Source organism: Pseudomonas sp. PME37.24/025, from assembly GCF_055556615.1.
The window spans coordinates 167597-193103 of record NZ_JBVHNK010000012.1 but is presented as its reverse complement, the minus strand read 5'-3'; the positions used below and the strand labels follow the sequence as shown (position 1 = coordinate 193103).

The window sequence follows — 25507 nt, the reverse complement described above, 5'->3', positions numbered from 1 at the left end:
TTTGCGATGAATTTACATTCTTTACAATTTACCTTTACGGTTTTTGTCGTTTCATTCGTCACACGGGTTTTACATGGGCAATAAGAATCAATACCATTGGCGCCCCTTTGCCTTCAGGTGTCTTTCAATGTTGCTGCACATTCCCGGCGTGTTCGCGAAAGAAGAAGTGCAGCGCATTCGCGAGGCCCTGACGCAGGCGGATTGGGCCGATGGCAAAATCACTGCCGGTTACCAGTCGGCCAAGGCCAAGCACAATCTGCAACTGCCTGAAGGGCATCCGCTGGCCAAGGAAATCGGTGCGGCGATGCTCGAACGGTTGTGGAAAAATCCGCAGTTCATGTCAGCGGCATTACCGCACAAGGTCTTCCCTCCGTTACTGAACTGCTACACGGCTGGCGGCAGTTTCGACTTCCACATCGACAACGCCGTGCGTCAGCCCAAGGGCAGCATCGAGCGAGTGCGCACTGACCTGTCGGCGACGTTGTTCTTCAGTGAACCGGAGGACTACGACGGCGGCGAACTGGAAATCCAGGACACCTTCGGCACCCAGCACGTGAAGTTGCCGGCCGGCGACATGGTCCTGTATCCCGGCACCAGCCTGCACAAGGTCAACGCCGTCACTCGCGGCACCCGTTACGCCTCGTTTTTCTGGACGCAAAGCCTGGTGCGTGAAGACAGCCAGCGCGCTCTACTGTTCGAGATGGACGGGGCGATTCAACAGTTGACTCAGGACATGCCCGACCACCCTTCATTGATTCGCCTGACCGGCACCTATCACAACCTGTTGCGTCGCTGGGTCGAGGTGTAAGTGACGGATTTTCGGTTACGCCGCGAGGAAGTCCTCAATGGCGACCACCTCAAATCAATGCTCGAAGAAAGCCCGGCGCGAGCGGCTCAGGCGATTCTGATCGCCGCCGGTGAAGGCATTCTTGATGCTCAGGCGTTGCTCGGGCAGATTTTGCTGGACGGGCGGGGGATTGAGCAGGATCAGTCGCTGGCCGTGCGCTGGTTCCGGATCGCCGCCCAAGGCGGACACTCGATGGCGCGCAACATGCTCGGGCGTTGTCATGAACATGGCTGGGGTTGCACCGCCGATGCTTCGATTGCCGCGCGGCATTATCGAATCGCGGCAGACGCCGGCCTGGATTGGGCGATGTACAACCTCGCCAATCTGCTGGCGACTGGGCGTGGTGTGGCGGTGAATCAGCTGCAAGCCTTGAGCCTGTACCGCAACGCCGCCGAACTCGGCCATGCCAAATCGATGAACCTGTTAGGACGGTATCTGGAAGAAGGGCGGTATTGCTGCGCTGACCCCTCGGTGGCGTTTGAGTGGTATCGACGCTCAGCGGAAAACGGAGATTTTCGCGGTCAATTCAGTTATGCCAGCGTTTTGGTCGAGCGCACGCAAATAAAAGAAGCACTTGCCTGGTTCCGGCAGGCGATGCTCGGAGGGCATTCGGCCTTTCTTGAAATCAGTGCCCAGACATTATTGAAAGTGCCTCACGCCGAGGTGCAATCAATGGCCAGGGAATACGGTGTGCAAGCAAAACTGATAAGTAATTAAATAAAATCTGTGCGTCGCCCGCAAATATAAAAATAAATTTGTCGCAGTCAAGAATGATTTCATTGCTGGAGAAGAATGTTGGATTTGTATATTTACATACATTTTCAGCGTGGTTGTTACTTGGGTTTTGATCAGCTTTATGATTATTCTGTGCTCGCAGTTCAATGATTGCTCATTTGGCTGAATGGCCATGTTTGTGGCTGTTAAATTTAAGTTGATTAATTAAAGGAATAATTATGTCTAGCACTAATTTGTGGGGCGAAGCCCTGAGGAATGCAACACCAGAACAAGTCATTGGCTTTGCGGTCGGAGCGCCGAAGCTATTAACAAATGCCTCGACGTCAAATGCTGACGTGGGTGTCCGAGACACAGGGTTGCTGCTGACAAAAAAACAAATCATTGATTTGCGCAAATACGAAGCCGCAGGTCTGGCGCTCCCTTACACACTGAAAGACGTCGAAGATTATCTACGATTTGGCGCGGGTCAGAACGGTGGGGCCGGCCTGCGCCCCGCCGACTTTCTGACCACATTCCAGAACACCCGCAATCACGCCAGGCGTTGGTCGCCACTGCGCGAACGCATCATGATGACGGGACGCGGGCTCAAGGACTTTGCCAGCAGTATGCTGACCTACGGCGCCTCGATGAAAGAGGTGTACAACGAAGTCAAGGCATCCGGTTTATTGCAAGAGCGCAATATCAAGACCCTTGCCCAACTGAAAGCGCTTGAGCTGGAACTGGGTGACAAGTTTCCGGGTATTGAACTCGAGTCGGATACTGTCGAGACGCTTGATTACTTTCTGATCCGGATTTTTGAGAAAATAGATAGCAATCTAAAAGTTGTAGAGGGCATAAAAACCGACCTGGACTTGTTTGGCTATGATCTTCGAGAACATATCTTGCCTGGTATCAAGTTAAGGGTGGGGTTGATTGACAGCAGCTCCATGGCGGCGGATATAAAACTGTTGAAAGCAGTCATTGAAGACCGGGCCAAAGAAATTGATATTAAAAACACCGAATACAAGGCTGCCGTACAAGAAGCTCTTAAGGCCGCGGCGGGGATGAATATTGTGGGCCTGGCGATGGCCATCTATATGGGTGTCGAGGCTGAAAACATTCGCGCGGCTCGTAACCAGTTGTATGCCGATCAGGAGCGGGATATTCAAGTTCTGGCCAACAAGAACCAGACGCTGGGTTCTCTGGCACGTGTAAAACACGATTTGCAAAGCCTGATGATCGTGACGATTGATGCTGATGTCGCCACGCGAAACCTGATGCACGTTTGGAGTGTCTTGCACTTGTGCATCAAGAACTCGGTCGGTGCCGTTAATCAAATCAATGATGCGTTGAGCTTGAGGATTTTCATGACCGAGTTTGAAGAAGTGGTTAACCCGTGGAAACAGATCGAAACCGATTCGGATCGACTCATCCAAGTCTTCAAAGAGGCAGATGATGAATATGAGCGTAACTACTCGTTGGCTCCACGCGTGATGAATGTTGTGAGCCTCTTCAGTCCGGCCTATCCATCGTTGAATCTGACAGCGTTGGCCTCCAGTCATGAACAAATGCGCGATGATCGCACCCAGGCGAACGTCTGGTTGATCAAGCTCGGTTACTTGCCCGATTTGTTCGATCGCTTCAATCGTCTGGTGACCAACGTTGGTCAGGGCGCGAGCCAGCTGCAGAGTTCGGCCCTGGAAAGTATTAATGAACTTGAAAACACCTTGCGCCGTATCGCGCGTAACGAAAAGGATCGGCAAGTAGAAATCGATCCCGAGGTTATCGAGGAGATTGAGGGTGAGCGTAAGGAACTGCTAGACAGTGCAACGCGTGCTATTGCCGATAAGGCTGGGCAGGTTCGTCGTTGCCTGGGCAACATTCAGGATCGTTTCGATCGGCGCCTGACAGAGGCTTATATCCTTGACTTCAAGCGTGACGAGCAACAGGCAAACACCGAAATCGTGGCTCTGCAATCGAAGATGGCGGCGTTCAATAAGGAGCGTCAGGTCATCATTGACGCAGTGATAGTCCTGAAGAGGAGCGGTATTGAAGAGCTGGGCAAGGACATTGAGCTGACGCTTGGCAAGATCACCGAGCTGGGGCTGGCGCCGCCAGAAATCAAATTAGTCATGATGGCGATCGACCAACTGAAAAAAACCATCATCGACGCCGGCAAGGCTGTTCGCTTTCTGGATATGCTTCGTGAGAGCGACAAGCTGCAGCAAAAAATTGAAGTCCTGATCAACGAGATTGATCGTGAGAACTCCATTATTCACGCATCGACAGGGAAGATTACTTACCTTCAGGCCATTCACTCGATCGAAGACTCGAGAGAGAAATACGTCGAAGAATACAGCGTCGCGGTTTCAAACTTTAATAAATTTCTGACCGCCATCGATGCAAAACAATTTGCGAATGACGATGCGCTCAGTGCAGCGTTCAAAGAGCAGGCATCGCTGTTTAGCAGTTTCCTTACGCCAGTGTCGTTGCCACAGCGATAGACCCATCCACAAACGTTTTGCTGTCAGCCGGTTGTGGATGGGTTGGCAGCAGAGGTTTGTCAGACAAAGGAATGTCTGATGCTTGATTACTTATTGGCAGAAAAGAATTTTGCCACCTTGAAACAGTACCGTGATTTTTTGAATGAACTGCCCGATGCTCTACGAGAAATCAATCGATTCTCCGACTCCATAGCCCGGGCCGGGCACACGCTGTTGCGACCACCCGATGCTCAAACATTGATTCAGGCCGGGCTCGCTAACGCGCAATGTTGGCGGGCGATTAGTATTACAGTGCCTATGTTGGGCAATACATCCGCTCGGGTATTGCAGGAAGTAAGCGGTTTTATCAGTGAATTTAAAACCATGGTTTCCGTCACTCAGAATCGACGATTGACAATATCCCAGATTGATCCGCAGCAGTTTACGGTTGTGAAATCCGTCGGATGGGGAAATGCGCCATGCGCCGATGTGATTGATGTCATGCGCGAGCTTGATGCCCGGCTGGGGCAGTGCCAGCAGTCAGTGGCGGAATTCAAAGCGCAAGTAACGACGCTTGCCGAATCGATCCATGGTTTATTTGTCCGTTTCATCGAGTCGCTGACCATGCCACTTTGCAGTTGCGACGGTCCAATACCCAAGATTGAGGCTTACTACACTTTAGGCCGAATCGGTCTGCCGGGAATGGATTACGACCCAAGCCAACGGTACTTTGAAGACGAACGGCTAGAAATGGCCAGAGCGCACATTGGGCGGCTGTTCAATCTTTATCGGCACGCCAGCACGGCTGCAAACAATCTCGGCGATTTCTGCTACCGGTGGGTGTACATGCTGGAGGAGGCCAAGCGAACGCTTCGGACCTCTCATCCCCATCAGACGATGGCGCGTGCCAATGCTTCGCTGCCGCTGTTGACGGGTTCGCTCGAAGAAGTAAAAACGATGTCTGAACAATTGGTTCAGATGGCGAAAGTGCTTTAAAAAAAAAGCCCATGACGTGTCATGGGCTTTTTCATTTCTACGAGTAGTGCTTACACGTAGAACGACTTCAGCGGCGGGAAGCCATTGAACTCAACCGCGCTGTAACTGGTGGTATAAGCACCCGTCGACAACCAGTACAAACGATCACCAATCGCCAGGTTCAACGGCAAACCGTACTTGTAGTTCTCATACATGATGTCGGCGCTGTCGCAGGTCGGGCCGGCGATGACCACTTCTTCCATCTCGCCTTTCTTCTCGGTCCAGATCGGGAACTTGATGGCTTCGTCCATGGTTTCGATCAGGCCGGAGAACTTGCCCACATCCGTGTACACCCATCGCTCTACGGCGGTACGGGATTTACGCGCGACCAGCACCACTTCACTGACCAGAATGCCGGCGTTGGCGATCAGCGAACGGCCTGGTTCCAGGATGATTTCCGGCAGGTCGTCGCCGAAGTCTTCCTTTAGGAAGCGGATGATTTCTTCCGCGTAGGTTTCCAGGCTGTTGGTGCGGGTGATGTAGTTGGCCGGGAAGCCGCCGCCCATGTTGATCAGCTTCAGGTGAATGCCGTCTTCTTCTTTCAGGCGTTCGAAGATCACTTTGACCTTGGCGATCGCCGCGTCCCAGACGCTGATGTCGCGCTGCTGCGAACCAACGTGGAACGAGATGCCGTAAGGCACCAGACCCAGGTCGCGGGCGAGGATCAGCAGGTCCATGGCCATGTCGGTCTGGCAGCCGAATTTACGCGACAAAGGCCAGTCGGCGGTGGTCGAGCCCTCGGTCAGGATGCGCACGTAGACTTTCGAGCCCGGAGCTGCCTTGGCGATGTTGCGCAGGTCGGCTTCGGAGTCGGTGGCGTACAGGCGCACGCCCTTGTCGTAGAAGTAGCGGATGTCTTTGGATTTTTTGATGGTGTTGCCGTAGCTGATGCGATCCGGGCCGACGCCCTGGTTCATCACTTTGTCGAGCTCGTAGATCGAGGCGATGTCGAAGTTCGAGCCTTTCTCTTTGAGCAGGTCGATGATTTCAACGGCCGGGTTGGCCTTGACTGCGTAGTAGACCTTGGCGAATTCGAAACCGGCGCGCAGGTCGTCGTAGGCCTGGCTGATCATCGCGGTGTCGATCACCACGAACGGGGTTTCTTGTTTGTCGGCGAAAGCCTTCATTTTCTGGAAGGTATCGCGCGCGAAATAGTCTTCGACGTTGATCGACATGCTGGGAACTCCTACTGGCAAACTGAAATTATCAATGGGTGCAAATGAACGCCCTCCGTATCCCCACTTTGGTTCGCCTACTTCCCAAGGCATGTCGCCGAAAGCAAAAAGGCCATGGGAGGCGGTGCTTTCCCTTGGCCTTGCTGTCTCGTCGTCAGTACTTGAGCCGGATGGATCGTTTCCAGCATGGACGTTCGGCGCGAACTTTAGGGCGTGAGGAGCTCGAGATCAACAAAAAATGTCGCGTTTTTGCACGCTTCCGTCGTGCGGTCCCGGACAGCTACTGATGTAACCGACCTGCATGACAGTGTGATGTTCCCCGAATGAGGAATTTTGGAGGGATTTGCATTGCCTTTGTGGCGAGGGAGCTTGCTCCCGCTGGGTCGCGGAGCGGCCCTAAAATCAGGCGATGCGGTTGTTCAGGCGAACCGCGTCGGCTGACTTTACGACTGCTTCGCAGCCGAGCGGGAGCAAGCTCCCTCGCCACAAAAGCACTTAAGCCTCAGACAGATCAGGCGACAGCAGTCTCGGCTGGCGAAACAATACTGGTCTTGCCCCCACGGGACTTACCAGAGCTCAAATATTCGGCAATCGATTCCTGAGTCACCTCACCCAGGAACACCCGCTCGGCGTCCATCACCGGCAACCACGAGCGGTTGAACTCGTACATGCGCGACAGCAGGATGCGCAAATGCTCGTCGTACACCGCGGTGGCGTTGAACTCGCGCAGGTATTGCGCGCAAGTACCGGTCTGGCGGTGCAGGTCGCGACGGCGCACGTAGCCCAAGGCCTTGTTCTCGGCGCAGGTAACCACCACGTAGCGACGGTCCAGTTCGTCCATCAATTCCAGCGCTTCGGCCACCGGAGTTCCCGGGCTCACCGATGGCGCGTTGTCCGCCGCGTCTTCGGCTTTCACCAGCAACAGGCGCTTGAGGGTGCTGTCCTGGCCGACGAAGTTGCTGACAAAGTCGTCCGCCGGGTGCGCGAGAAGCGTGTCCGGATGGTCGATCTGCAGCAGTTTGCCCGCGCGGAAAATCGCGATCTTGTCGCCGAGCTTGATCGCTTCGTCGATGTCGTGGCTGACCATGATCACGGTCTTGTTCAGCGCCCGTTGCATCTCGAAGAATTCGTTCTGGATCATCTCGCGGTTGATCGGGTCGACCGCGCCGAACGGTTCGTCCATCAACAACAGCGGCGCATCCGCCGCCAGCGCGCGAATCACGCCGATCCGCTGCTGCTGGCCACCGGACAACTCACGCGGATAGCGAGTCAGATACTGCTTGGGTTCGAGCTTGATCATGCTCATCAACTCGCGGGCGCGGTCGTGGCATTTCTGTTTGTCCCAGCCGAGCAGGCGCGGAACGATGGTGATGTTTTCCTCGATGGTCATGTTCGGGAACAGACCGATCTGCTGGATCACATAACCGATGTTGCGACGCAGGGTCACGGCGTCGAGGTCAGTGGTGTCTTCGCCGTTGATCAGGATCTTGCCCGAGGTTGGCTTGATCAGGCGGTTGATCATCTTCAGCGTGGTGCTTTTGCCGCAACCCGATGGCCCGAGGAACACACAGATCTCGCCTTCATTGACGGTCAGGCTTACCGAGTCCACGGCTTTCACATCTTTGCCGTTGCTTTGGAAGGTCTTGCTGAGGTTTTGAAGTTCGATCATTTCAGGAGTCCTTTTGGAGTCAGCGTGCGTTGCAGCCATTGCAGAAGCAGGTCGGCGAAGATGGCCAGGAGACTGACCAGCACGGCGCCGACGATCAGCATCGACATGTCGCTGCGGCTGATGGAAGCGAGAATGAGTACACCGAGGCCACCGGCGCCGATGGTCGCGGCGATGGTCATCACACCGATGTTCATCACCACGGCGGTGCGGACACCGGCGAGGATCACCGGCACGGCAATCGGCAGTTCGACCATGCGCAGGCGCTGGCCGAAGGTCATGCCGATGCCACGCGCTGCTTCGCGAATGCCCGGTTCGACGCCGGTCAGCGCCAAATAGGTGTTACGCATGATCGGCAGCAACGAGTACAGAAACACTGCGGTGATCGCCGGCATCGGGCCGAGGCCCTGGCCGAATTTCGAGTAGAACGGCAGCAGCAGGCCGAACAGCGCAATCGATGGCACGGTCAGCAACACCGTAGCGCTGGCTTGCAACGGGGCGGCCAGTGTCGGGAAGCGGGTCATCAGGATGCCCAGCGGCACGCCGACCAGAATCGCCAGGGTCACGGCGATGCCGACCAGGGTGATGTGCTGCCAGGTCAGGTGCAAAACCTGCGGCCAATCGAGATGGGAAAAGGCGTTCAGAAATTCCATGGCTTTTCCTCCTCAGTTGATGGGGTGCTGGCGCAGGAAATCTGCAGCAACGGATGAAGGACTTTCGTGATCGACATCGACCCGCGCATTCAGTGCGCGCATGGTGGCGTCGTCGAACAGTTCGGCCAGCGGCTTGAGTTCTTCGGCGAGTTTCGGATGGGCGTCGAGGTAAACCTGACGCACCACTGGCGCGGCGGTGTAGTCGGGGAAGTAATGTTTGTCGTCTTCCAGCAATTTGAGCTTGAAGGCGTTCAAACGACCGTCGGTGGTATAGACCAGACCGGCAAACACCTGCCCGTTGCGCAGGGCGGTATAGACCAGCCCGGCGTCCATCTGACGGATGTTTTTACGCGTCAGGTTCATGCCGTAGAGGTCAACCATGCCATCGAGACCGTCGGAACGGTTGGCAAACTCGGTGTCCAACGCGACGAGGTGATGGGTCTTCGCCTCAGCCTGCATCACCGTGTTCAGCTCGCTCATGGTGTTGATCTGCGGATAAGCCTTCGCGGTGTTTTCTGGCAGGGCCAGGGCGTAGGTATTGCTGAACTTCGACGGGGTGAGCCAGACCAGGCCTTTTTTCGCGTCGAGTTCTTTCACTCGGGCGTAGGACTGAGCGCTGTCGAGCTTGTCGGTGACGTGGTTGTAAGCCACCAGCGACACGCCGGTGTATTCCCACATCAAATCCAGCTGGCCACTTTCGTGGGCGCTACGAGCCAGGTTGCTGCCCAAACCACCGGTCACTTGGGTGTCATAACCCTTGGTGCGCAGGTATTGGGAAGTGATTTCCGCCAGCAGGGTTTGTTCGGTGAACACCCGGGCGCCGATGCGGATCACGGGTTTTTCAGCGGCTTGGGCAAATCCTGCGAACAGCAGAACGCAGCCCAGTAATAGGCTTAGCTTTTTCATAAATATTCCTTTGCCGAGGCTTAAGACGGGCGCAGGCCGCGTTCGAGCCAGAGGCGGCTGGCGAGTGTCACCAGGCCGTCGAGCAGCAAGGCCAGCAGGGCGGTGCACGCCGCGCCGAGCAGCAGTTGCGGCTGATTGTTCAGGGCGATGCCGGGGAAAATCAGGCTGCCCAGACTGTTGGCGCCGATCAGGAACGCCAGCGGTGCAGTACCGACGTTGATCGCCAGCGCCACGCGCACGCCGCCAATGATGATCGGCACGGCGTTCGGCAGTTCGACCCGCCATAGCACCTGAGTCGGTGTCATGCCGATGCCGACGGCCGCTTCCTTGAGTGAACCCTGGACGTTTTTCAGGCCTTCATAGGTGTTGCGCACAATCGGCAACAGTGAGGCGAGGAACAAGGCGAAGATCGCAGGGCCGCTGCCGATGCCGAGGATACCCAGGGCGATGGCCAGTACGGCGAGAGGCGGCACGGTGTTGCCGATGTTGAAGATCTGCATGAAGCGTTCGGCGCGTCCAACCATGGTCGGGCGGCTGAGGAAGATGCCGGCGGGGATGCCCACAATGAGGGCGGCCAGCATGGAAACGAGGACGAGAATCAGATGAGCTTGCAGGTAAAACAACAAATCGTCGCGGTACTGTTCGATCGTGTTGATGCCAATCCAGTGGACCAGCAGGGCCAGAAGGGCGACGACAACCGCACCTCCTATCAGCCCTTTGCCATAGCGAATAGCCACAGGCGGACTCCTTTTTTCAGTCGGCGGACGCAGTCCCGTGTGGCATGCCATTCCTGGCTGCCGGGAAATCAACGTTCGCGAGAAGCAGCTCTTCATGCTCGTGAAACCGCATGAAATCGAGCCATAAGCGCAGCCTCGTCAGGCTAACTTGCTGATTTTTCAACCCTGACGAATAGCCGTAACAGGGGAGTGGACGCCTCCACGCTCTGAAAGGTTCCCATCTGAGGCTGCATTTGGCCACACCTAATGTGCTCAACGGTTCGGTTCTTCGATGAAGTTGGGCTATAATCGCGGCCCTTTTTTGAATCACCTGCCAGGCGATTTCCCATGACCAAACAGGCCGCCGAAGTCGCGAAACGCCGCACTTTCGCCATTATTTCCCACCCCGATGCCGGTAAAACCACCATCACCGAGAAGCTCTTGCTGATGGGCAAGGCGATTGCGATTGCGGGCACGGTGAAATCTCGAAAATCCGACCGCCATGCCACCTCCGACTGGATGGAAATGGAAAAGCAGCGTGGTATTTCCATTACCACGTCGGTCATGCAGTTCCCGTATCGCGAGCACATGATCAACCTGCTCGACACCCCGGGCCACGAAGACTTCTCCGAAGATACCTACCGCACTCTGACGGCAGTGGACTCGGCATTGATGGTCCTCGACGGCGGTAAGGGGGTAGAGCCGCGGACCATCGCGCTGATGGACGTCTGCCGTCTGCGTGACACGCCGATCGTCAGCTTCATCAACAAACTCGACCGTGACATTCGCGACCCGATCGAACTGCTCGACGAAATCGAAGCGGTCCTGAAGATCAAGGCGGCGCCGATCACCTGGCCGATCGGTTGCTACCGCGATTTCAAGGGTGTTTATCACCTCGCCGACGACTACATCATCGTCTACACCGCCGGCCACGGCCACGAGCGCACCGATGTGAAAATCATCGAGAAGCTCGACTCCGATGAAGCCCGCGCGCACTTGGGCGACGAGTACGATCGCTTCGTTGATCAGCTGGAACTGGTGCAGGGCGCCTGCCACGAATTCAATCAACAGGAATTCCTCGACGGCCAACTGACGCCGGTGTTCTTCGGTACTGCACTGGGCAACTTCGGTGTCGATCACGTGCTCGACGCCGTGGTCAACTGGGCGCCGAAACCGCTGGCCCGTGTCGCCAACGAACGCACCGTGGAACCGGTTGAAGAGAAATTCGCCGGCTTCGTGTTCAAGATCCAGGCGAACATGGACCCGAAACACCGCGACCGCATCGCCTTCATGCGGATCTGCTCCGGCAAGTACGAAAAAGGCATGAAAATGCGCCACGTGCGCACCGGCAAGGATGTACGGATCGGCGATGCGCTGACCTTCTTCTCCTCCGAGCGTGAGCAACTGGAAGAAGCGTTTGCCGGCGATATCATCGGTTTGCACAACCACGGCACCATCCAGATCGGCGACACCTTCACCGAAGGCGAAGTCCTGGGCTTCACCGGCATCCCGCACTTCGCCCCGGAACTGTTCCGTCGCGTGCGTCTGCGTGATCCGCTGAAATCCAAGCAACTGCGTCAGGGCCTGCAGCAATTGGCCGAAGAAGGCGCCACTCAGGTGTTCTTCCCCGAGCGCAGCAACGACATCATCCTCGGCGCCGTCGGTGTGCTGCAGTTCGATGTGGTCGCCAGCCGTTTGAAAGAGGAATACAAGGTCGAGTGCTCGTATGAGCCGATCACTGTTTATTCCGCGCGCTGGATTGATTGCGACGATAAGAAGAAGCTCGAGGAATTCCGGGTCAAGGCCGTGGAAAACCTTGCGGTCGATGGCGGTGGTCACCTGACCTACCTGGCCCCGACGCGGGTCAACCTGGCGTTGATGGAAGAGCGCTGGCCGGATGTGAAATTCCGTGCGACGCGTGAGCATCACTAAGCGCTGAGCCGTAATACCCAAAGCCCCGATGCGTAAAGCCTCGGGGCTTTTTTATTGACCACTGTTCCATTATGGGAGCGAGCCTGCTCGCGATAGCGGTCTGGCATTCAGACATGTGTCGACTGGCTGTCCGCCATCGCGAGCAGGCTCGCTCCCACAGGGGCATCTTTGTTAGTGGGTTTGGATATAACCCTTATTCGAAACCAATCTCTTCGCCAACGGGATTTTCTGCTACCCGGTAGCGTCCTGTCTGGAGAACCCGGTCAATCGGAACTAAATTTCATTCAGTACCTTTCAGGCATCCACGCGTCACTCAAGAAAGGATGGAATCGGCTATGAGTATTTTTCAACGCATTGTGTTGTTGCTTAAGGTTTTGGTGATGCTGTCCCTCGGCATGTCGGCGGTGGCGTGGGCAGAATGTCAGGACCATGAAAAACAGGCCTTGAACGGGCAAGGCGTGCACAGCGAGTCGATGATCGCTGCGACCGAATCAGACGATGACGACCCAGACACCGATGAGGATGAGGAAGAGGGCGACAAGCAATCGTAAATGACGGACAAAAGAAAACCCCTCCTGCCGGACTGATGCGCAATCTGGCGGAAGGGGTTGGTTGAGCAGCACAATCCCTGTGGGAGCGGGCTTGCCCGCGAAGACGGAATGTCAGGCACCACAGATGTTGGATGTGCCGGCCTCTTCGCGGGCAAGCCCGCTCCCACAGTAATTTCTGTTCGCCCTCCTTTAACCCAAGAATTGCTCGGCGTAGTGACAAGCCACCTGACGCGTATCGACCAGGCGCAGCAGCGGTTCTTCGGTGGTGCAGCGCTCGGTCGCGTACGGGCAGCGCTTGTGGAAGGCGCAGCCGGACGGCGGGTTCAACGGGTTCGGCAGTTCGCCGACGATCTTGATTTTCGGCTTGTCCGGATCCGGGTGGATGGTCGGAGTGGCCGACAACAGCGCCTGGGTGTACGGGTGCAGAGGACGAGTGTAGATGTCCTCTTTCGGGCCCATTTCCACCGGGCGACCGAGGTACATCACCATCACGTGATCGGCGACGTGGCGCACCACGGCCAGGTTGTGGGAGATGAACACATAGGCGGTGTTGAACTCTTGCTGCAAATCCATGAACAGGTTGAGCACCTGCGCCTGAATCGATACGTCCAGCGCCGAGGTCGGTTCGTCCGCTACCAGCACTTTCGGTTGCAGCATCATCGCGCGGGCCAGGGCAATCCGCTGGCGCTGACCGCCGGAGAACATGTGCGGATAGCGCTGGTAGTGCTCAGGCCGCAAGCCCACCTGTTTCATCATCGCCTGGACTTTCTCGCGACGTTCAGAGGCGCTCAGGTTGGTGTTGATCAGTAGCGGCTCGGCGAGTTGATCACCGACTTTCTGCCGTGGGTTCAGCGACGCGTACGGGCTCTGGAACACCATCTGCACGTCTTTACGCAGCTGCTTGCGCTGAGCCTTGTCGGCGCCGGCGACTTCCTGCCCGGCGATTTTCAAGGAGCCGGAGGACGGTTCTTCGATTAGCGTCAGGGCACGGGCCAGGGTGGATTTGCCGCAACCCGATTCGCCCACAACGGCGAGGGTTTTGCCGGCTTCCAGTTCGAACGACACACCGTTGAGGGCGCGCACGGTCGCATGACCCTTGAACAGGCCACGGGACACTTCGTAGTGACGGGTCAGGTTGCGGGCAGTAAGTACGACGGCCATTACGCCACCTCCTGATTCAACGGGTAGAAGCAGCGGGCGAGGCTGTTGCTTTTCTGGTCAAGGGCCGGACGCTGGGTGCGGCAGTTGTCCTGTACGTAGGGGCAGCGCGGCGACAACAGACAGCCTTGCGGGCGGTCGTAGCGACCGGGAACGATGCCCGGCAGTGTCGACAGGCGCGCGGCACCCAGGCTGTGTTCCGGAATCGCCTTGAGCAACGCTTCGCTGTACGGGTGCGCCGGAATGTCGAACAGTTGTGGCACCTGACCGACTTCAACCGCTTGGCCGGCGTACATCACGCACACGCGCTGGGCGGTTTCGGCCACGACCGCGAGGTCGTGGGTAATCAGCACCAGGCCCATGTCCTGCTCTTTTTGCAGGGCCAGCAGCAGGTCCATGATCTGCGCCTGAATCGTTACGTCCAGCGCGGTGGTCGGTTCGTCGGCGATCAGCAGTTTCGGTTCGCCGGCAATCGCCATGGCGATCGCAACACGCTGGCTCATACCGCCGGAGAGTTGATGCGGATAGGCGTCCATACGGCTGGCGGCGCCCGGGATTTCCACTTTTTCCAGCAGTTCGATGGCGCGCTTGCGGGCGTCCTTTCTGGACATTTTCAGGTGCAGGCGCAGCACTTCTTCGATCTGGAAACCGACGGTGTAGCTCGGGTTCAGCGCGGTCATCGGGTCCTGAAACACCATGGCCAGGTCTTTGCCGACGATTTGCCGACGCTGACGATTGCTGAGTTTGAGCATGTTCTTGCCGTCGAAATTCAGGGCATCGGCGGTGACAATCCCCGGATGCTCGATCAGGCCCATCAGCGCCATCATGGTCACGGACTTGCCGGAACCCGATTCGCCAACAATGGCCAACACTTCGCCCTTGTCCACGGTAATGTCGAGACCGTCGACCACCGGAACGGCGTTGGCGTCGCCGAAGCGAACGTTGAGATTCTTGATTTCTAACAGGGACATTTGAATCTCCTCAGGCGGCGTTCTTGAGTTTCGGGTCCAGCGCATCGCGCAGGCCGTCGCCCATCAAGTTGATTGCCAGCACGCTGAGCAAAATGGTCAAACCAGGCAAGCTCACCACCCACCAGGCGCGTTCGATGTAGTCGCGAGCCGAAGCCAGCATGGTGCCCCATTCAGGGGTTGGCGGTTGTACGCCAAGGCCGAGGAAGCCCAGTGCCGCGGCATCGAGAATCGCCGAGGAGAAGCTCAAGGTGGCCTGAACGATCAGCGGCGCCATGCAGTTGGGCAGCACCGTGACGAACATCAGGCGGGGCAGACCGGCACCGGCCAGACGCGCGGCGGTCACGTAGTCGCGGTTCAGTTCGCCCATCACCGCGGCGCGGGTCAGACGAACATAGGACGGCAACGAAACCACGGCGATGGCGATGATGGTGTTGATCAGGCCAGGGCCGAGGATGGCGACAATCGCCACCGCCAGCAGCAGGGACGGCAGGGCCAGCATGATGTCCATCAGACGCATGATGGTCGGACCGAGCACGCGCGGGAAGAACCCGGCGAACAGACCCAAAAGGATGCCCGGAATCAGCGACATCACCACCGACGACAAGCCGATCAGCAGGGACAGGCGCGAACCGTGGATCAGCCGCGACAGCAGGTCGCGACCCAGTTCATCGGTGCCGAGCAGGAACTGGATTTGCCCACCTTCCAGCCAGGACGGCGGGGTCAGCAGGAAGTCGCGGAATTGCTCGCTCGGGTTATGCGGCGCGACCCAAGGGGCGAACAGGGCGCAGAAGATCACCAGCAGCATGAACATCAGGCCGGCGACGGCGCCTTTGTTCCTGGAGAACGCGTGCCAGAATTCTTTATACGGAGACGGATATAGCAGGCTTTGATCGACTGCTACCGCTGGAATTGAAGTGGTCATGGTCATAATGATCTCAGCGCTGGTGACGAATGCGTGGGTTGGCAAAGCCGTAGAGGATGTCCACCACGAAGTTGACCAGAATCACCAGGCAGGCGATTAACAGGATGCCGTTCTGCACCACGGGATAATCCCGTGCGCCAATGGCTTCGATCAGCCATTTGCCGATGCCGGGCCAGGAGAAAATGGTTTCGGTCAGAACCGCACCGGCCAGCAATGTGCCGACTTGCAGGCCGACCACGGTCAGGACCGGAATCAATGCGTTACGCAGGCCGTGAACGAACACCACGCGCGCCGGCGACAGGCCTTTGGCGCGGGCGGTACGGATGTAGTCTTCACGCAGCACTTCGAGCATCGACGAACGGGTCATTCGCGCGATCACCGCCAGCGGGATGGTGCCGAGCACGATGGCCGGCAGGATCAGGTGATGCAGGGCATCGAAGAACGCCCCGACGTCATCGGCCAGCAGCGTATCGATCAGCATGAAACCGGTGCGCGGCTCGATGTCGTAGAGCAGGTCGATCCGCCCGGACACCGGGGTCCAGCCCAGGCTCACCGAGAAGAACATGATCAGGATCAGGCCCCACCAGAAGATCGGCATCGAGTATCCCGCCAGGGAGATGCCCATCACCCCGTGGTCGAACAGGGATCCTCGCTTCAGTGCCGCAATCACCCCGGCCAGAAGGCCCAGGATGCCGGCGAACAAGAGGGCGGCCATGGACAACTCCAGGGTCGCGGGGAATAGAGAGCTGAACTCGGTCCAGACGCTTTCACGGGTACGCAGGGATTCGCCGAGATCGCCGTGGGCCAACTTGCCGATGTAATCCAGGTATTGGGCATACAGGGGTTTGTTCAGACCTAGGCGTTCCATTGCCTGAGCATGCATTTCGGGGTCGACTCTGCGTTCGCCCATCATTACTTCCACGGGGTCGCCTGGAATCATGCGAATCAACGCGAAAGTCAGCAAGGTGATGCCGAAGAACGTGGGGATCAGTAACCCCAATCGGCGGGCAATAAAACTAAACATCTTGTGTGGTACCTCATCAGCCGGTTAGGCGTGCCCGGCAGCGCTGGGATCAGCGATGCCGGGCGTTTCTTATCTACTTCACCTGGGTGGTGGCGAAGTTATTAGTGGTGAGGGGGCTAATGTGATAGCCCTCTACGTTGGTGCGCATTGCGGTGAACATACGGGTGTGCGCCATGCTGATCCACGGCTGGTCCTGATTGAAAACAGCCTGGGCCTGTTCGTAGAGCGCCGTGCGTTCGTCCGGGTTCACTTTCGCCCGTGCTTCGTCGATCAACGCCTGGAACTTTTCATTGCACCAGCGTGCATAGTTTTCGCCGTTTTTGGCGGCCTCACAACTGAGCATAGGCGTCAGGAAGTTATCCGGGTCGCCGTTATCGCCAGCCCAACCGGCGGACACCATGTCGTGCTCGCCGTTTTTCGCGCGCTTGAGCATTTCGCCCCATTCCATGACACGAATATCGACCTTGATCCCGACTTTGGCCAGATCGGCCTGCATCATTTGCGCGCCGAGCATCGGGTTCGGGTTGGTCGGGCCACCGCCGTTACGGGTGAACAGGGTAAACGTGGTGCCTTCCGGTACGCCGGCTTCCTTGAGCAGGGCGCGAGCCTTGTCCAGATCACGTGGCGGGTTGGTCAGTTTGTGGTTGTAGCCCAGCAGGGTGTCCGGGTACGGGTTGACCGCTACTGTCGCGTTGCCTTTGCCGAACAGCGCGTTGACGTAGGCTTCCTTGTCGAACGCGATGTCGATGGCTTTGCGTACCCGCACGTCACTCATGTATTTGTGCTGGGTGTTCATCGCGATGTAAGACACGGTCATTGCGTTCAGTTCATCGACCTTCAGCTTGTCGTCTTTCTTGATGCTCGGGATGTCATCCGGTTTTGGATACAGCGCGATCTGGCACTCGTTGGCCTTGAGCTTTTGCAGGCGCACGTTGTTGTCGGTGGCAATCGCCAGAATCAGCGAATCAGCCGGTGGTTTGCCGCGGAAATAGTCCGGGTTGGCCTTGAAGCGAACCTGAGCGTCCTTGGCGTAACGCTGGAAGACGAACGGGCCGGTGCCGATTGGCTTGTTGTTCAGGTCGCCGGCCTTGTTGGCCTTGAGCAGCTGATCGGCGTATTCGGCGGAGTAGATCGAGGAGAAGGCCATGGCGATGTCGGCCAGGAACGGCGCTTCACGGCGGGTCAGGGTGAATTTGACCGTGTTGTCGTCGACTCTCTCGACGCTTTTGAGCAGCTCTTTGAAGCCCATGCTTTCAAAGTACGGGAAGCCCACGCTCGACAGTTTGTGCCATGGGTGTTTCGGGTCAAGTTGACGCTGGAAGCTCCAGACCACGTCGTCGGCGTTCATGTCGCGGGTCGGCTTGAAGTAATCGGTGGTGTGAAACTTGACGCCTTTGCGCAGATGGAACGTGTAGGTCAGACCGTCGTCGCTGATGTCCCACGACTCGGCCAGTGCCGGGATCACCTCAGTGGTGCCGGGCTTGAAGTCCGCCAGACGATTGAAGATGGTTTCGGCCACCGCATCGGCTGTGACTGCAGTCGTGTACTGGACCATATCGAAGCCTTCCGGACTGGCTTCGGTACAGACCACCAAGGGTTTGGCCGAGACGCCGACGGCGACACTCAGCAACGCGGCAGCGATGGCCGCTCGTAGGGGAAGCATTTTCATCTAGAGCCCTCTGCAATCGGTTGAACAGAAAAGCCAGACGGCCGACTCGTCATGAGTCAGCCGCAGGCATGCGTTTTACAAAATGTTGAACGGGATAGTGGTCACGAGACGGAACTCGTTGAGGCTGCCATCCGCCTGGTTTTCGCTGGCGCGGTGAGCGGTGTAGGTCGCGCGGATAGCGGTGGCTTTGAGCGGGCCACTTTGTACGGCGTACGAAGCGCCGATGCCGTATTCATAGTGGGTTTCGCCGTCCATCGCCTTCACATCGGTGTAGCCGGTGCTGTTGTAGTGAGTACCGTCGATACCCCAGCCGCGAGCCTGGTAGATGTTGAACTTCAGGCCCGGCACGCCGTATTCGGCCATGTTCAGACCATAGGCGATCTGGAAGGACTTCTCGTTCGGGCCGTTGAAGTCCGACAGCAAGGAGTTGGCCAGGTAGATGCCGTTGGTTTCGTGCAGGTAGTCGAAGTACTCGTTACCGTTCACTTCCTGGTACGAGAAGGTCAGGCTGTGAGCCTGGTGGGTCAGGCCGAACGACAGGGAGTAGGTGTCGTTGTCGATCTGGCCGAGCTTGGCTTTGCCTTCGTCCACGGTTTTGTAGTAGTTCAGGCCAGTGGTCAGGCTCAGGACGGAGCTATCACCCAGAACGTGGGTGGCGCCGAAGTAGTACTGGTTCCACAGGTCTTCAGCCTGGGTGCCCCAGAGGCTGGTGGTCAGGCTGGCGAATGGCTGGTACGTGATACCAGCGGTGTTCACGTGATCCGCTTCGGCATTGGTGTCGCCGTATTCGGAACGGAACTTGCGCTGGCTCTCTTCGGTGCGCGGAGAGTTGCGGTCGAAGGTGGCCAGGTCGAAGGACAGGTTTTCCAGTTCTTCGCTGTGGATGGCCACACCTTCGAAGCTCGAAGGCAGCGCACGGTTGCCGATCACGTCGACTTGCGGGCTGCTGAAGTTCATGCGGCCGGCCGTCAGGGTGGTGTTGGAGACACGGGCCTTGACGTTGGCCAGGCCCAGTTTGCTCCACTGTCCTTGAGCGTCGCCGCCTTCTTTGGTCAGGGTGCGGTTGTTACCGGCGCCAGGACGGGTGGTCGGTGCGCCACCGTTGTTGGATGCCAGGTCCTTGCGATCACGATCCAGAGCGATGGCATTGTAGGCCGCCACTTCGGTACTGAAGCCTACGGTGCCTTCAGTGAAGCCGGAGTTGTACTTGAGGATGGTGCCCTGAACCCAGTTGATACGACGGTCAGTCTGGCGAGTTTCACCACCTTGGCGGTAGTTGAGTTTGGCACCCCGCTTGAACTGTTCGTTGGCATACCAGTTACGCGTGGTGCCGGTGATCGACTGGCCTTCGACGAAGCCAGTGGCTTCGCTCTGGGCGCTTTTCTCTTTCACGGTAACCGGGGTGAAAGCCTGGCTCTGGGATTCAGCGTAAGCCGTGGCGGTCACGCTGCTGATGGCCAAGGCCAATAACACGGTGCTGCTCAGTTTCATGGGTGAAGCTCCTTACTTTCTTTTTTTAATGCCGGTCTTTTTTGGTGATCCGGCTATTTGGTTTAGAACTCACGCAGGCATCGCAAACGTTTGCTACAGGCCGGATTGGCGAATTACGGCAATACGCTTGCGTGAGGGCGGAATCCACCCCCAGCGTTCTGGCTAATTGGTTATTGGTCGATACTGACGCCCGAGAACACGTTACGACCGAAAGGACTCACCTTGAATCCTTCGACTTTGGCGCTCAACGGCTGGTTGACCGTCGAGTGGGCGACCGGCGTGATCGGTACCTGCTGCTTGAGGTACTGCTGCGCCTGTTTGTAGAGCACGGTGCGCTGGTCGCGATCGGTCACGACCTTGGCCTGCTTGATCAGCTTGTCGTAAGCCGGATCACACCACATGGAGTAGTTGTTGCCGCCAATGGCATCGCAGCTGTAAAGCGTGCCGAGCCAGTTGTCCGGATCACCATTGTCACCGGTCCAGCCGATCAGGCTGATGTCGTGCTCGCCGTTCTTGGTGCGCTTGATGTACTCGCCCCATTCGTAGCTGACGATCTTGACCTTGAGGCCGATCTTCGCCCAATCCGCCTGGAGCATTTCGGCCATCAGCTTGGCGTTGGGGTTATACGGACGCTGAACCGGCATGGCCCAGAGAGTGATTTCAGTGCCTTCCTTCACGCCGGCAGCCTTGAGTAGTTCCTTGGCTTTTTCCGGGTTATAGGCGGCGTCTTTAATCGTCTCGTCGTAAGACCATTGGGTCGGTGGCATGGCGTTGACCGCCAGTTGGCCGGCGCCTTGATAGACGGCGTTGAGAATGCCTTGCTTGTTCACCGCCATGTCCAGCGCCTGGCGCACTTCGAGCTGATCGAACGGTTTGTGCCGCACGTTATAGGCGATGTAACCGAGGTTGAAGCCGGGCTTCTCGATCAGTTGCAGTTTCGGATCGTTTTTCAACGCGGTTACGTCGGCCGGGCGCGGGTGCAGGGTGATCTGGCATTCGTTGGCCTTGAGTTTCTGCACGCGCACCGAAGCATCGGTGTTGATGGCGAAAATCAGGTTGTCGAGCTTGACCCGGCTCGGATCCCAGTACTGTTTGTTGCCGCTGTAACGGATGTTGGAATCTTTCTGGTAGCTCTTGAACACGAACGGGCCAGTGCCGATCGGCTTCTGGTTGATGTCGCTCGGCTTGCCGGAGGCCAGCAACTGCTCGGCGTATTCGGCAGAAAGGATCGCGGCGAAGCTCATGGCGATGTTCTGGATGAACGCGGCGTCGACGCTGTTGAGCGTCATCACCACGGTCTGCGGCCCGGTCTTCTCGACCTTGGCGATGTTCTTGTTCAGGCTCATCCCGTTGAAATACGGGAACTCGGTCGGATAAGCCTTACGGAAGGGCTGCTGCGGATCGAGCATGCGATTGAAGGTGAACAGCACGTCATCAGCGTTGAAATCACGGGTCGGTGTGAAGTATTTGGTCGTGTGAAATTTCACCCCTTCGCGCAGGTGAAAGGTGTACTTGAGGCCGTCCTCGGAAATATCCCAGCTCGTTGCCAGGCCTGGTACGACGTTGGTGGCGCCTTTTTCAAACTCTGCCAATCGGTTGTACAGCGGTTCGGCGGCGTCGTTATCGGTCGCAGTGGTGTACTGCGCCGTGTCGAAACCGGCGGGGCTGCCTTCGGAGCAGAACACCAGGCTGTTATTGGCAGCCTGGCTGATGGAAGTGACGGCCAGCAGGCCGGTGCCCAGCAATGCGGATAAAACCAAGGTATGGCGCATGACGCTCCCTCTTTTTGTAGTGTTATTCAATGCGCCGCGATTCCGTCCGGGGACGTTGTGGCTGCATTGAGTTCAAACCAATACGGGCAGCAAACCGATAGCCCACACAGTCACTGGTCAGAGCCCGACGGTAGGGGCCGTGGGTCTGGCAGTAAATGCGCTGAGTCCTAAAGACTCGTAGGAAAAGGCAACGCGTCCTAAGTCCTGCTGTACGAGACAGCGGATTTGGATGTAGGCAAATTCCTAGATTCTCGGCAGAAAAAAACAGCGGCGACGCTGAAAACGTCGCCGCTGCCTTTTCTTATTTGCTGACGCTGACGCCGTAGAAGGAGTTCAAGCCAAACGGGCTGATCTTGAAGTCCTGCACGTTGTCGCGCATGGGTTGGAACACCGTCGAGTGAGCGATAGGTGTCATTGGAACGGCGTCTTTGAGGACGTGTTGCGCCTGCTTGTACAGTTCGGTGCGCTTGGCCTGATCGGTAGTGCGCTTGGCTTCCTTGACGATGCCGTCGAACTTCTTGTCGCACCACTTGGAGAAGTTATTGCCCTGCAGCGAGTCGCAGCCGAACAGCACATTCAGCCAGTTGTCCGGGTCACCGTTGTCGCCGCTCCAGCCAATCAGCATCGCGCCGTTTTCGCCGCCTTTGGAGCGCTTGATGTACTCGCCCCACTCGTAGGTCACGATCTTGGCTTTGATACCGATCTTGGCCCAGTCAGACTGCAGCATCTCTGCCATCAGTTTGGCGTTCGGGTTGTATGGACGCTGAACCGGCATCGCCCACAGGTTGATCTCGGTGCCTTCCTTGATGCCGGCTTCCTTGAGCAGCGCTTTAGCTTTCTCAGGGTTGTACGGCGCATCCTTGATGGTGGTGTCGTAAGACCATTGGGTCGGTGGCATGGCGTTGACGGCCAGTTGGCCAGCACCCTGGTAAACCGAATCGATGATTTGTTGCTTGTTGACGGCCATGTCCAGTGCCTGACGCACTTTCAACTGAGCCATCGGGTTCGGCTGATCGCTGCCCTTGATCTTGTCCATCACGTTATAGGCGATGTAACCCAGGTTGAAACCAGCCTGGTTAGGCACCTTCAAAGTCTTGTCTTCTTGCAGCGCCTTCAGGTCGGCCGGGCGTGGGAACAGAGTGATCTGGCACTCGTTCTTCTTCAGCTTCTGAATACGCACCGACGGGTCGGTGGTGATGGCGAAGATCAAGTTGTCGATCTTCACGTCGTCAGGCTTCCAGTAGTCCTTGTTCCCGGTGTAGCGGATGTTGGAGTCTTTCTGGTAGCTCTTGAATACAAACGGGCCAGTACCGACCGGCTTCTGGTTGATGTCGGCGGCTTTGCCTTCCTTGAGCAGCTGGGCAGCGTACTCGGCGGACTGGACCGAGGCGAAACTCATGGCCATGTTCTGGATGAACGCGGCATCAACTTCTTTGAGGGTGAACTTGACGGTTTTGTCGTCGACTTTATCGATCTTGGTGATGTTGGTATCCATCCCCATGTCGGTGAAGTACGGGAATTCAGTCGGATACGCTTTGCGGAACGGGTCATCCTTGTTAATCATGCGATTAAAGGTGAACAGCACGTCGTCGGCGTTGAACTCACGAGTTGGCTTGAAGTACGGGGTGGTGTGGAACTTGACGCCTTCACGCAGGTGGAAGGTGTAAGTCAGGCCGTCATCGGAAATGTCCCACTTGGTCGCCAGGCCAGGAATAACGGCGGTACCGCCGCGCTCGAACTGAGTCAGGCGGTTGAACATGGTTTCTGCAGAGGCGTCGAAGTCGGTTCCGGTGGTGTACTGACCAGGATCAAAACCGGCCGGGCTCCCTTCGGAGCAAAACACCAGGTTAGTCGCAGCGACGGCGAAAGGTGCGCTGGCTAATAAGCTTGCGCCGACTAAAAACGGAATGACCGCGTGTTTAAGCATGGTGGCCTCATGATTTGTTGTCATTTTTGGAATTAGAGGACGACCTCGTGAGTCGACCTGCGGATACTTATGCAGGGGCCATACCCAATGCAAGATCCTGAATGGCCACAAACCTTAAACAGTGGAACGAACGTACCTTAATGTCGCATATGTATAAATGCTGGCGTATTTGACCATTTGCGCAGGTTTTTTACGGTGCAAATCGCGCACCGATAAGGGGCAACCGGGGCGTCTCGCGCACCCGGTTGGAGCCTGGTGTTACTTATTTATACCCACTCCATAGAAGGGAGTGAGGCCGAACGGGCTAATCTTGAAGTCGGTCACTTCCTTGCGCAGTGGCTGGAACACAGTCGAGTTCGCAATCGGTGTAATAGGCACCTGTTGCTTAAGGATTTGCTGTGCCTGTTGGTACAGTTTGACTCGCAGCTGTTTGTCCGTGGACACCTTGGCTTGCTGCACCAGCTTGTCGTAGGCCGGGTCGCACCACTTGGCGTAGTTGCTGCCTTTCACTGCGGCGCAGCTGTAGAGCACGCCAAGCCAGTTGTCCGGGTCACCGTTGTCGCCGGTCCAACCGTAGATCATGGCGTCGTGTTCGCCGTTCTTGGCGCGCTTGATGTACTCGCCCCATTCATAGCTGACGATGTTGGCCTTGATGCCGACTTTCTCCCAATCCTGCTGAATCATCTGTGCCGACATTCGCGCGTTGGGGTTGGAGGCGCGCTGCACGGTCATGGCCCACAAATCGATGGTGGTACCGGGCGCAACCCCTGCTTCTTTTAGTAGCGCGCGGGCTTTGGTCGGGTCGTGTGGTGCGTCTTTGATACTCGGGTCATAGGACCATTGCGCCGGCGGCAAAGCGTTCTGCGCCAGTTGCCCGGCACTCTGGTAGACCGCTTTGATGATCGCTGGTTTGTCGATGGCCATGTCCAGGGCCTGACGGACCTTGAGCTGGTCCAGCGGCGGGTGGGTCACGTTGTAGGCGAGGAATCCGAGGTTGAAACCGGCTTGTTTGAGTACCTGCAGATTCGGGTCTTTCTCCATCACTTCGATGTCTGCCGGGCGCGGATAGCCACTGACCTGGCACTCGCCGGCCTTGAGTTTCTGCAAGCGCACGGCGGCGTCCGGGGTGATTGAGAAAATCAGGTTATCGAGTTTCACGTCCTCGGGTTTCCAGTAGGCCTTGTTGGCGGCGTAGCGGATCTGCGAGTCCTTTTGATAGCGCTTGAACACGAATGGGCCGGTGCCGACCGGTTTCTGGTTGAGGTCGGCGGCTTTGCCTTCTTTCAACAGTTGGGCGGCGTATTCGGCGGATTGCACCGAGGCGAAGCTCATGGCGAGGTTTTGCACGAACGCGGCGTCGATGTTGTTCAGGCTGAAGCGCACGGTGTGGTCGTCGATCTTGTCGATACTTTTGATCGTGGTGTTCAGGCCCATGTCGGTGAAGTACGGCGACTCGGCAGGGTAGGCTTTACGGAACGCATTCTGCGGGTCGAGCAGGCGCTGGAAGGTGAACAACACGTCATCGGCGTTGAAGTCGCGAGTCGGCGTGAAGTAGTCGGTAGTGTGAAATTTCACGCCGTCGCGCAGGTGGAAGGTATAGGTGAGGCCGTCCTTGGACACTTCCCAGCTAGTGGCCAGACCGGGTTCGACTTCGGTGCCGCCGCGTTTGAATTGAGTGAGACGGTTGAAGACGGTTTCGGCGGAGGCGTCGAAGTCGGTGCCGCTGGTGTATTGGCTGGGGTCGAAGCCGGCGGGGCTGGCTTCGGAGCAGTAGACCAGGGTGGCGGCGGCTTGGGCGGCTTGTGCGAGTGGTGCGGTTGTGGCTAGGGCGAGAGCGAGCAGAAGTGGTTTGACGGTGGTTCTTTCCATGGAGTCCCCGAGGGCTTGGCGGCGGT

Annotated in this window: 20 protein-coding genes; 6 read left to right on the top strand and 14 right to left on the bottom strand. The window is 57.3% G+C overall.

The annotated features are described in order from the left end of the window. Positions 1–127 precede the first annotated feature (127 nt). The 4 genes from ACZ3HH_RS22260 (at position 128) to ACZ3HH_RS22245 (ending at position 5040) form a co-directional block, all read left to right on the top strand. The gene (locus ACZ3HH_RS22260; protein WP_465807723.1) at positions 128–808 is read left to right on the top strand and encodes a Fe2+-dependent dioxygenase; all 681 of its coding nucleotides are present in this window, start codon (positions 128–130) and stop codon (positions 806–808) included. After that, on the top strand, positions 809–1564 hold the full coding sequence (locus ACZ3HH_RS22255) for a tetratricopeptide repeat protein (RefSeq protein ID WP_465807721.1): 756 nt from the start codon (positions 809–811) through the stop codon (positions 1562–1564). 236 nt (positions 1565–1800) lie between these two features. Continuing rightward, entirely contained in the window at positions 1801–4065 is a 2265-nt protein-coding gene (locus ACZ3HH_RS22250) for an alpha-xenorhabdolysin family binary toxin subunit A (protein ID WP_465807719.1), read from the top strand. Positions 4066–4143: 78 nt separating this feature from the next. Further along, positions 4144–5040 (top strand): hypothetical protein, encoded by an 897-nt coding sequence (locus ACZ3HH_RS22245; protein WP_465807717.1) that lies wholly within the window; start codon positions 4144–4146, stop codon positions 5038–5040. A 50-nt stretch (positions 5041–5090) separates the two neighbouring features. Here ACZ3HH_RS22245 and ACZ3HH_RS22240 read toward each other — a convergent pair whose 3' ends face one another. The 5 genes from ACZ3HH_RS22240 to ACZ3HH_RS22220 all read right to left on the bottom strand — a co-directional run bounded on the left by ACZ3HH_RS22240 (position 5091) and on the right by ACZ3HH_RS22220 (position 10216). Continuing rightward, positions 5091–6254 (bottom strand): type III PLP-dependent enzyme, encoded by a 1164-nt coding sequence (locus tag ACZ3HH_RS22240; protein ID WP_123355945.1) that lies wholly within the window; start codon positions 6252–6254, stop codon positions 5091–5093. Positions 6255–6765: 511 nt separating this feature from the next. Next, the gene (locus tag ACZ3HH_RS22235; RefSeq protein WP_052965622.1) at positions 6766–7923 is read right to left on the bottom strand and encodes an osmoprotectant ABC transporter ATP-binding protein OsmV; all 1158 of its coding nucleotides are present in this window, start codon (positions 7921–7923) and stop codon (positions 6766–6768) included. Continuing rightward, complete coding sequence (locus ACZ3HH_RS22230; RefSeq protein ID WP_465807714.1) at positions 7920–8573, bottom strand: ABC transporter permease; 654 nt, start codon at positions 8571–8573, stop codon at positions 7920–7922. The genes ACZ3HH_RS22235 and ACZ3HH_RS22230 overlap by 4 nt, the downstream gene beginning before the upstream one ends. Positions 8574–8585: 12 nt before the next feature. Next, positions 8586–9479, bottom strand: a complete 894-nt coding sequence (locus ACZ3HH_RS22225) for a glycine betaine ABC transporter substrate-binding protein (RefSeq protein ID WP_465807712.1) — start codon at positions 9477–9479, stop codon at positions 8586–8588. A 20-nt stretch (positions 9480–9499) separates the two neighbouring features. After that, positions 9500–10216 carry an ABC transporter permease gene (locus ACZ3HH_RS22220; protein WP_223487850.1) on the bottom strand — a complete coding sequence of 239 codons (717 nt, stop codon included), beginning with the start codon at positions 10214–10216 and terminating at the stop codon, positions 9500–9502. 327 nt (positions 10217–10543) lie between these two features. Here ACZ3HH_RS22220 and ACZ3HH_RS22215 point away from each other — a divergent pair, with 327 nt between their 5' ends. Together ACZ3HH_RS22215 and ACZ3HH_RS22210 are read left to right on the top strand one after the other, a co-directional pair. After that, complete coding sequence (locus ACZ3HH_RS22215; protein ID WP_038978928.1) at positions 10544–12127, top strand: peptide chain release factor 3; 1584 nt, start codon at positions 10544–10546, stop codon at positions 12125–12127. A 335-nt stretch (positions 12128–12462) separates the two neighbouring features. After that, entirely contained in the window at positions 12463–12678 is a 216-nt protein-coding gene (locus ACZ3HH_RS22210) for a hypothetical protein (protein WP_465807709.1), read from the top strand. A 189-nt stretch (positions 12679–12867) separates the two neighbouring features. On the opposite strand, the gene ACZ3HH_RS22205 is transcribed toward ACZ3HH_RS22210, so the two are convergent. The 9 genes from ACZ3HH_RS22205 to ACZ3HH_RS22165 all read right to left on the bottom strand — a co-directional run bounded on the left by ACZ3HH_RS22205 (position 12868) and on the right by ACZ3HH_RS22165 (position 25481). Next, positions 12868–13839 carry a peptide ABC transporter ATP-binding protein gene (locus ACZ3HH_RS22205; RefSeq protein ID WP_367374152.1) on the bottom strand — a complete coding sequence of 324 codons (972 nt, stop codon included), beginning with the start codon at positions 13837–13839 and terminating at the stop codon, positions 12868–12870. Then, positions 13839–14807: an ABC transporter ATP-binding protein gene (locus ACZ3HH_RS22200; RefSeq protein ID WP_201061959.1), complete on the bottom strand. Its 969-nt coding sequence runs from the start codon at positions 14805–14807 to the stop codon at positions 13839–13841. Before ACZ3HH_RS22200 ends, ACZ3HH_RS22205 begins: the two co-directional genes overlap by 1 nt. 10 nt (positions 14808–14817) lie before the next feature. Continuing rightward, a complete protein-coding gene (locus ACZ3HH_RS22195; protein ID WP_465807706.1) occupies positions 14818–15729 on the bottom strand; it encodes an ABC transporter permease subunit in 912 nt (303 codons plus the stop codon). A gap of 13 nt (positions 15730–15742) precedes the next feature. Next, positions 15743–16753, bottom strand: coding sequence for an ABC transporter permease subunit (locus tag ACZ3HH_RS22190; protein ID WP_054049982.1), 1011 nt, complete (start codon positions 16751–16753; stop codon positions 15743–15745). 73 nt (positions 16754–16826) lie between these two features. Continuing rightward, a complete protein-coding gene (locus ACZ3HH_RS22185) occupies positions 16827–18422 on the bottom strand; it encodes an ABC transporter substrate-binding protein (RefSeq protein WP_465807704.1) in 1596 nt (531 codons plus the stop codon). 75 nt (positions 18423–18497) lie between these two features. Then, positions 18498–19913 carry an OprD family porin gene (locus ACZ3HH_RS22180; RefSeq protein ID WP_465807702.1) on the bottom strand — a complete coding sequence of 472 codons (1416 nt, stop codon included), beginning with the start codon at positions 19911–19913 and terminating at the stop codon, positions 18498–18500. Between the two features lie 170 nt (positions 19914–20083). Continuing rightward, the gene (locus ACZ3HH_RS22175) at positions 20084–21685 is read right to left on the bottom strand and encodes an ABC transporter substrate-binding protein (protein ID WP_465807700.1); all 1602 of its coding nucleotides are present in this window, start codon (positions 21683–21685) and stop codon (positions 20084–20086) included. A gap of 301 nt (positions 21686–21986) precedes the next feature. Next, positions 21987–23612 (bottom strand): ABC transporter substrate-binding protein, encoded by a 1626-nt coding sequence (locus tag ACZ3HH_RS22170; RefSeq protein WP_465807698.1) that lies wholly within the window; start codon positions 23610–23612, stop codon positions 21987–21989. 258 nt (positions 23613–23870) lie between these two features. Beyond that, on the bottom strand, positions 23871–25481 hold the full coding sequence (locus tag ACZ3HH_RS22165; protein WP_465807696.1) for an ABC transporter substrate-binding protein: 1611 nt from the start codon (positions 25479–25481) through the stop codon (positions 23871–23873). Positions 25482–25507: the final 26 nt, after the last annotated feature.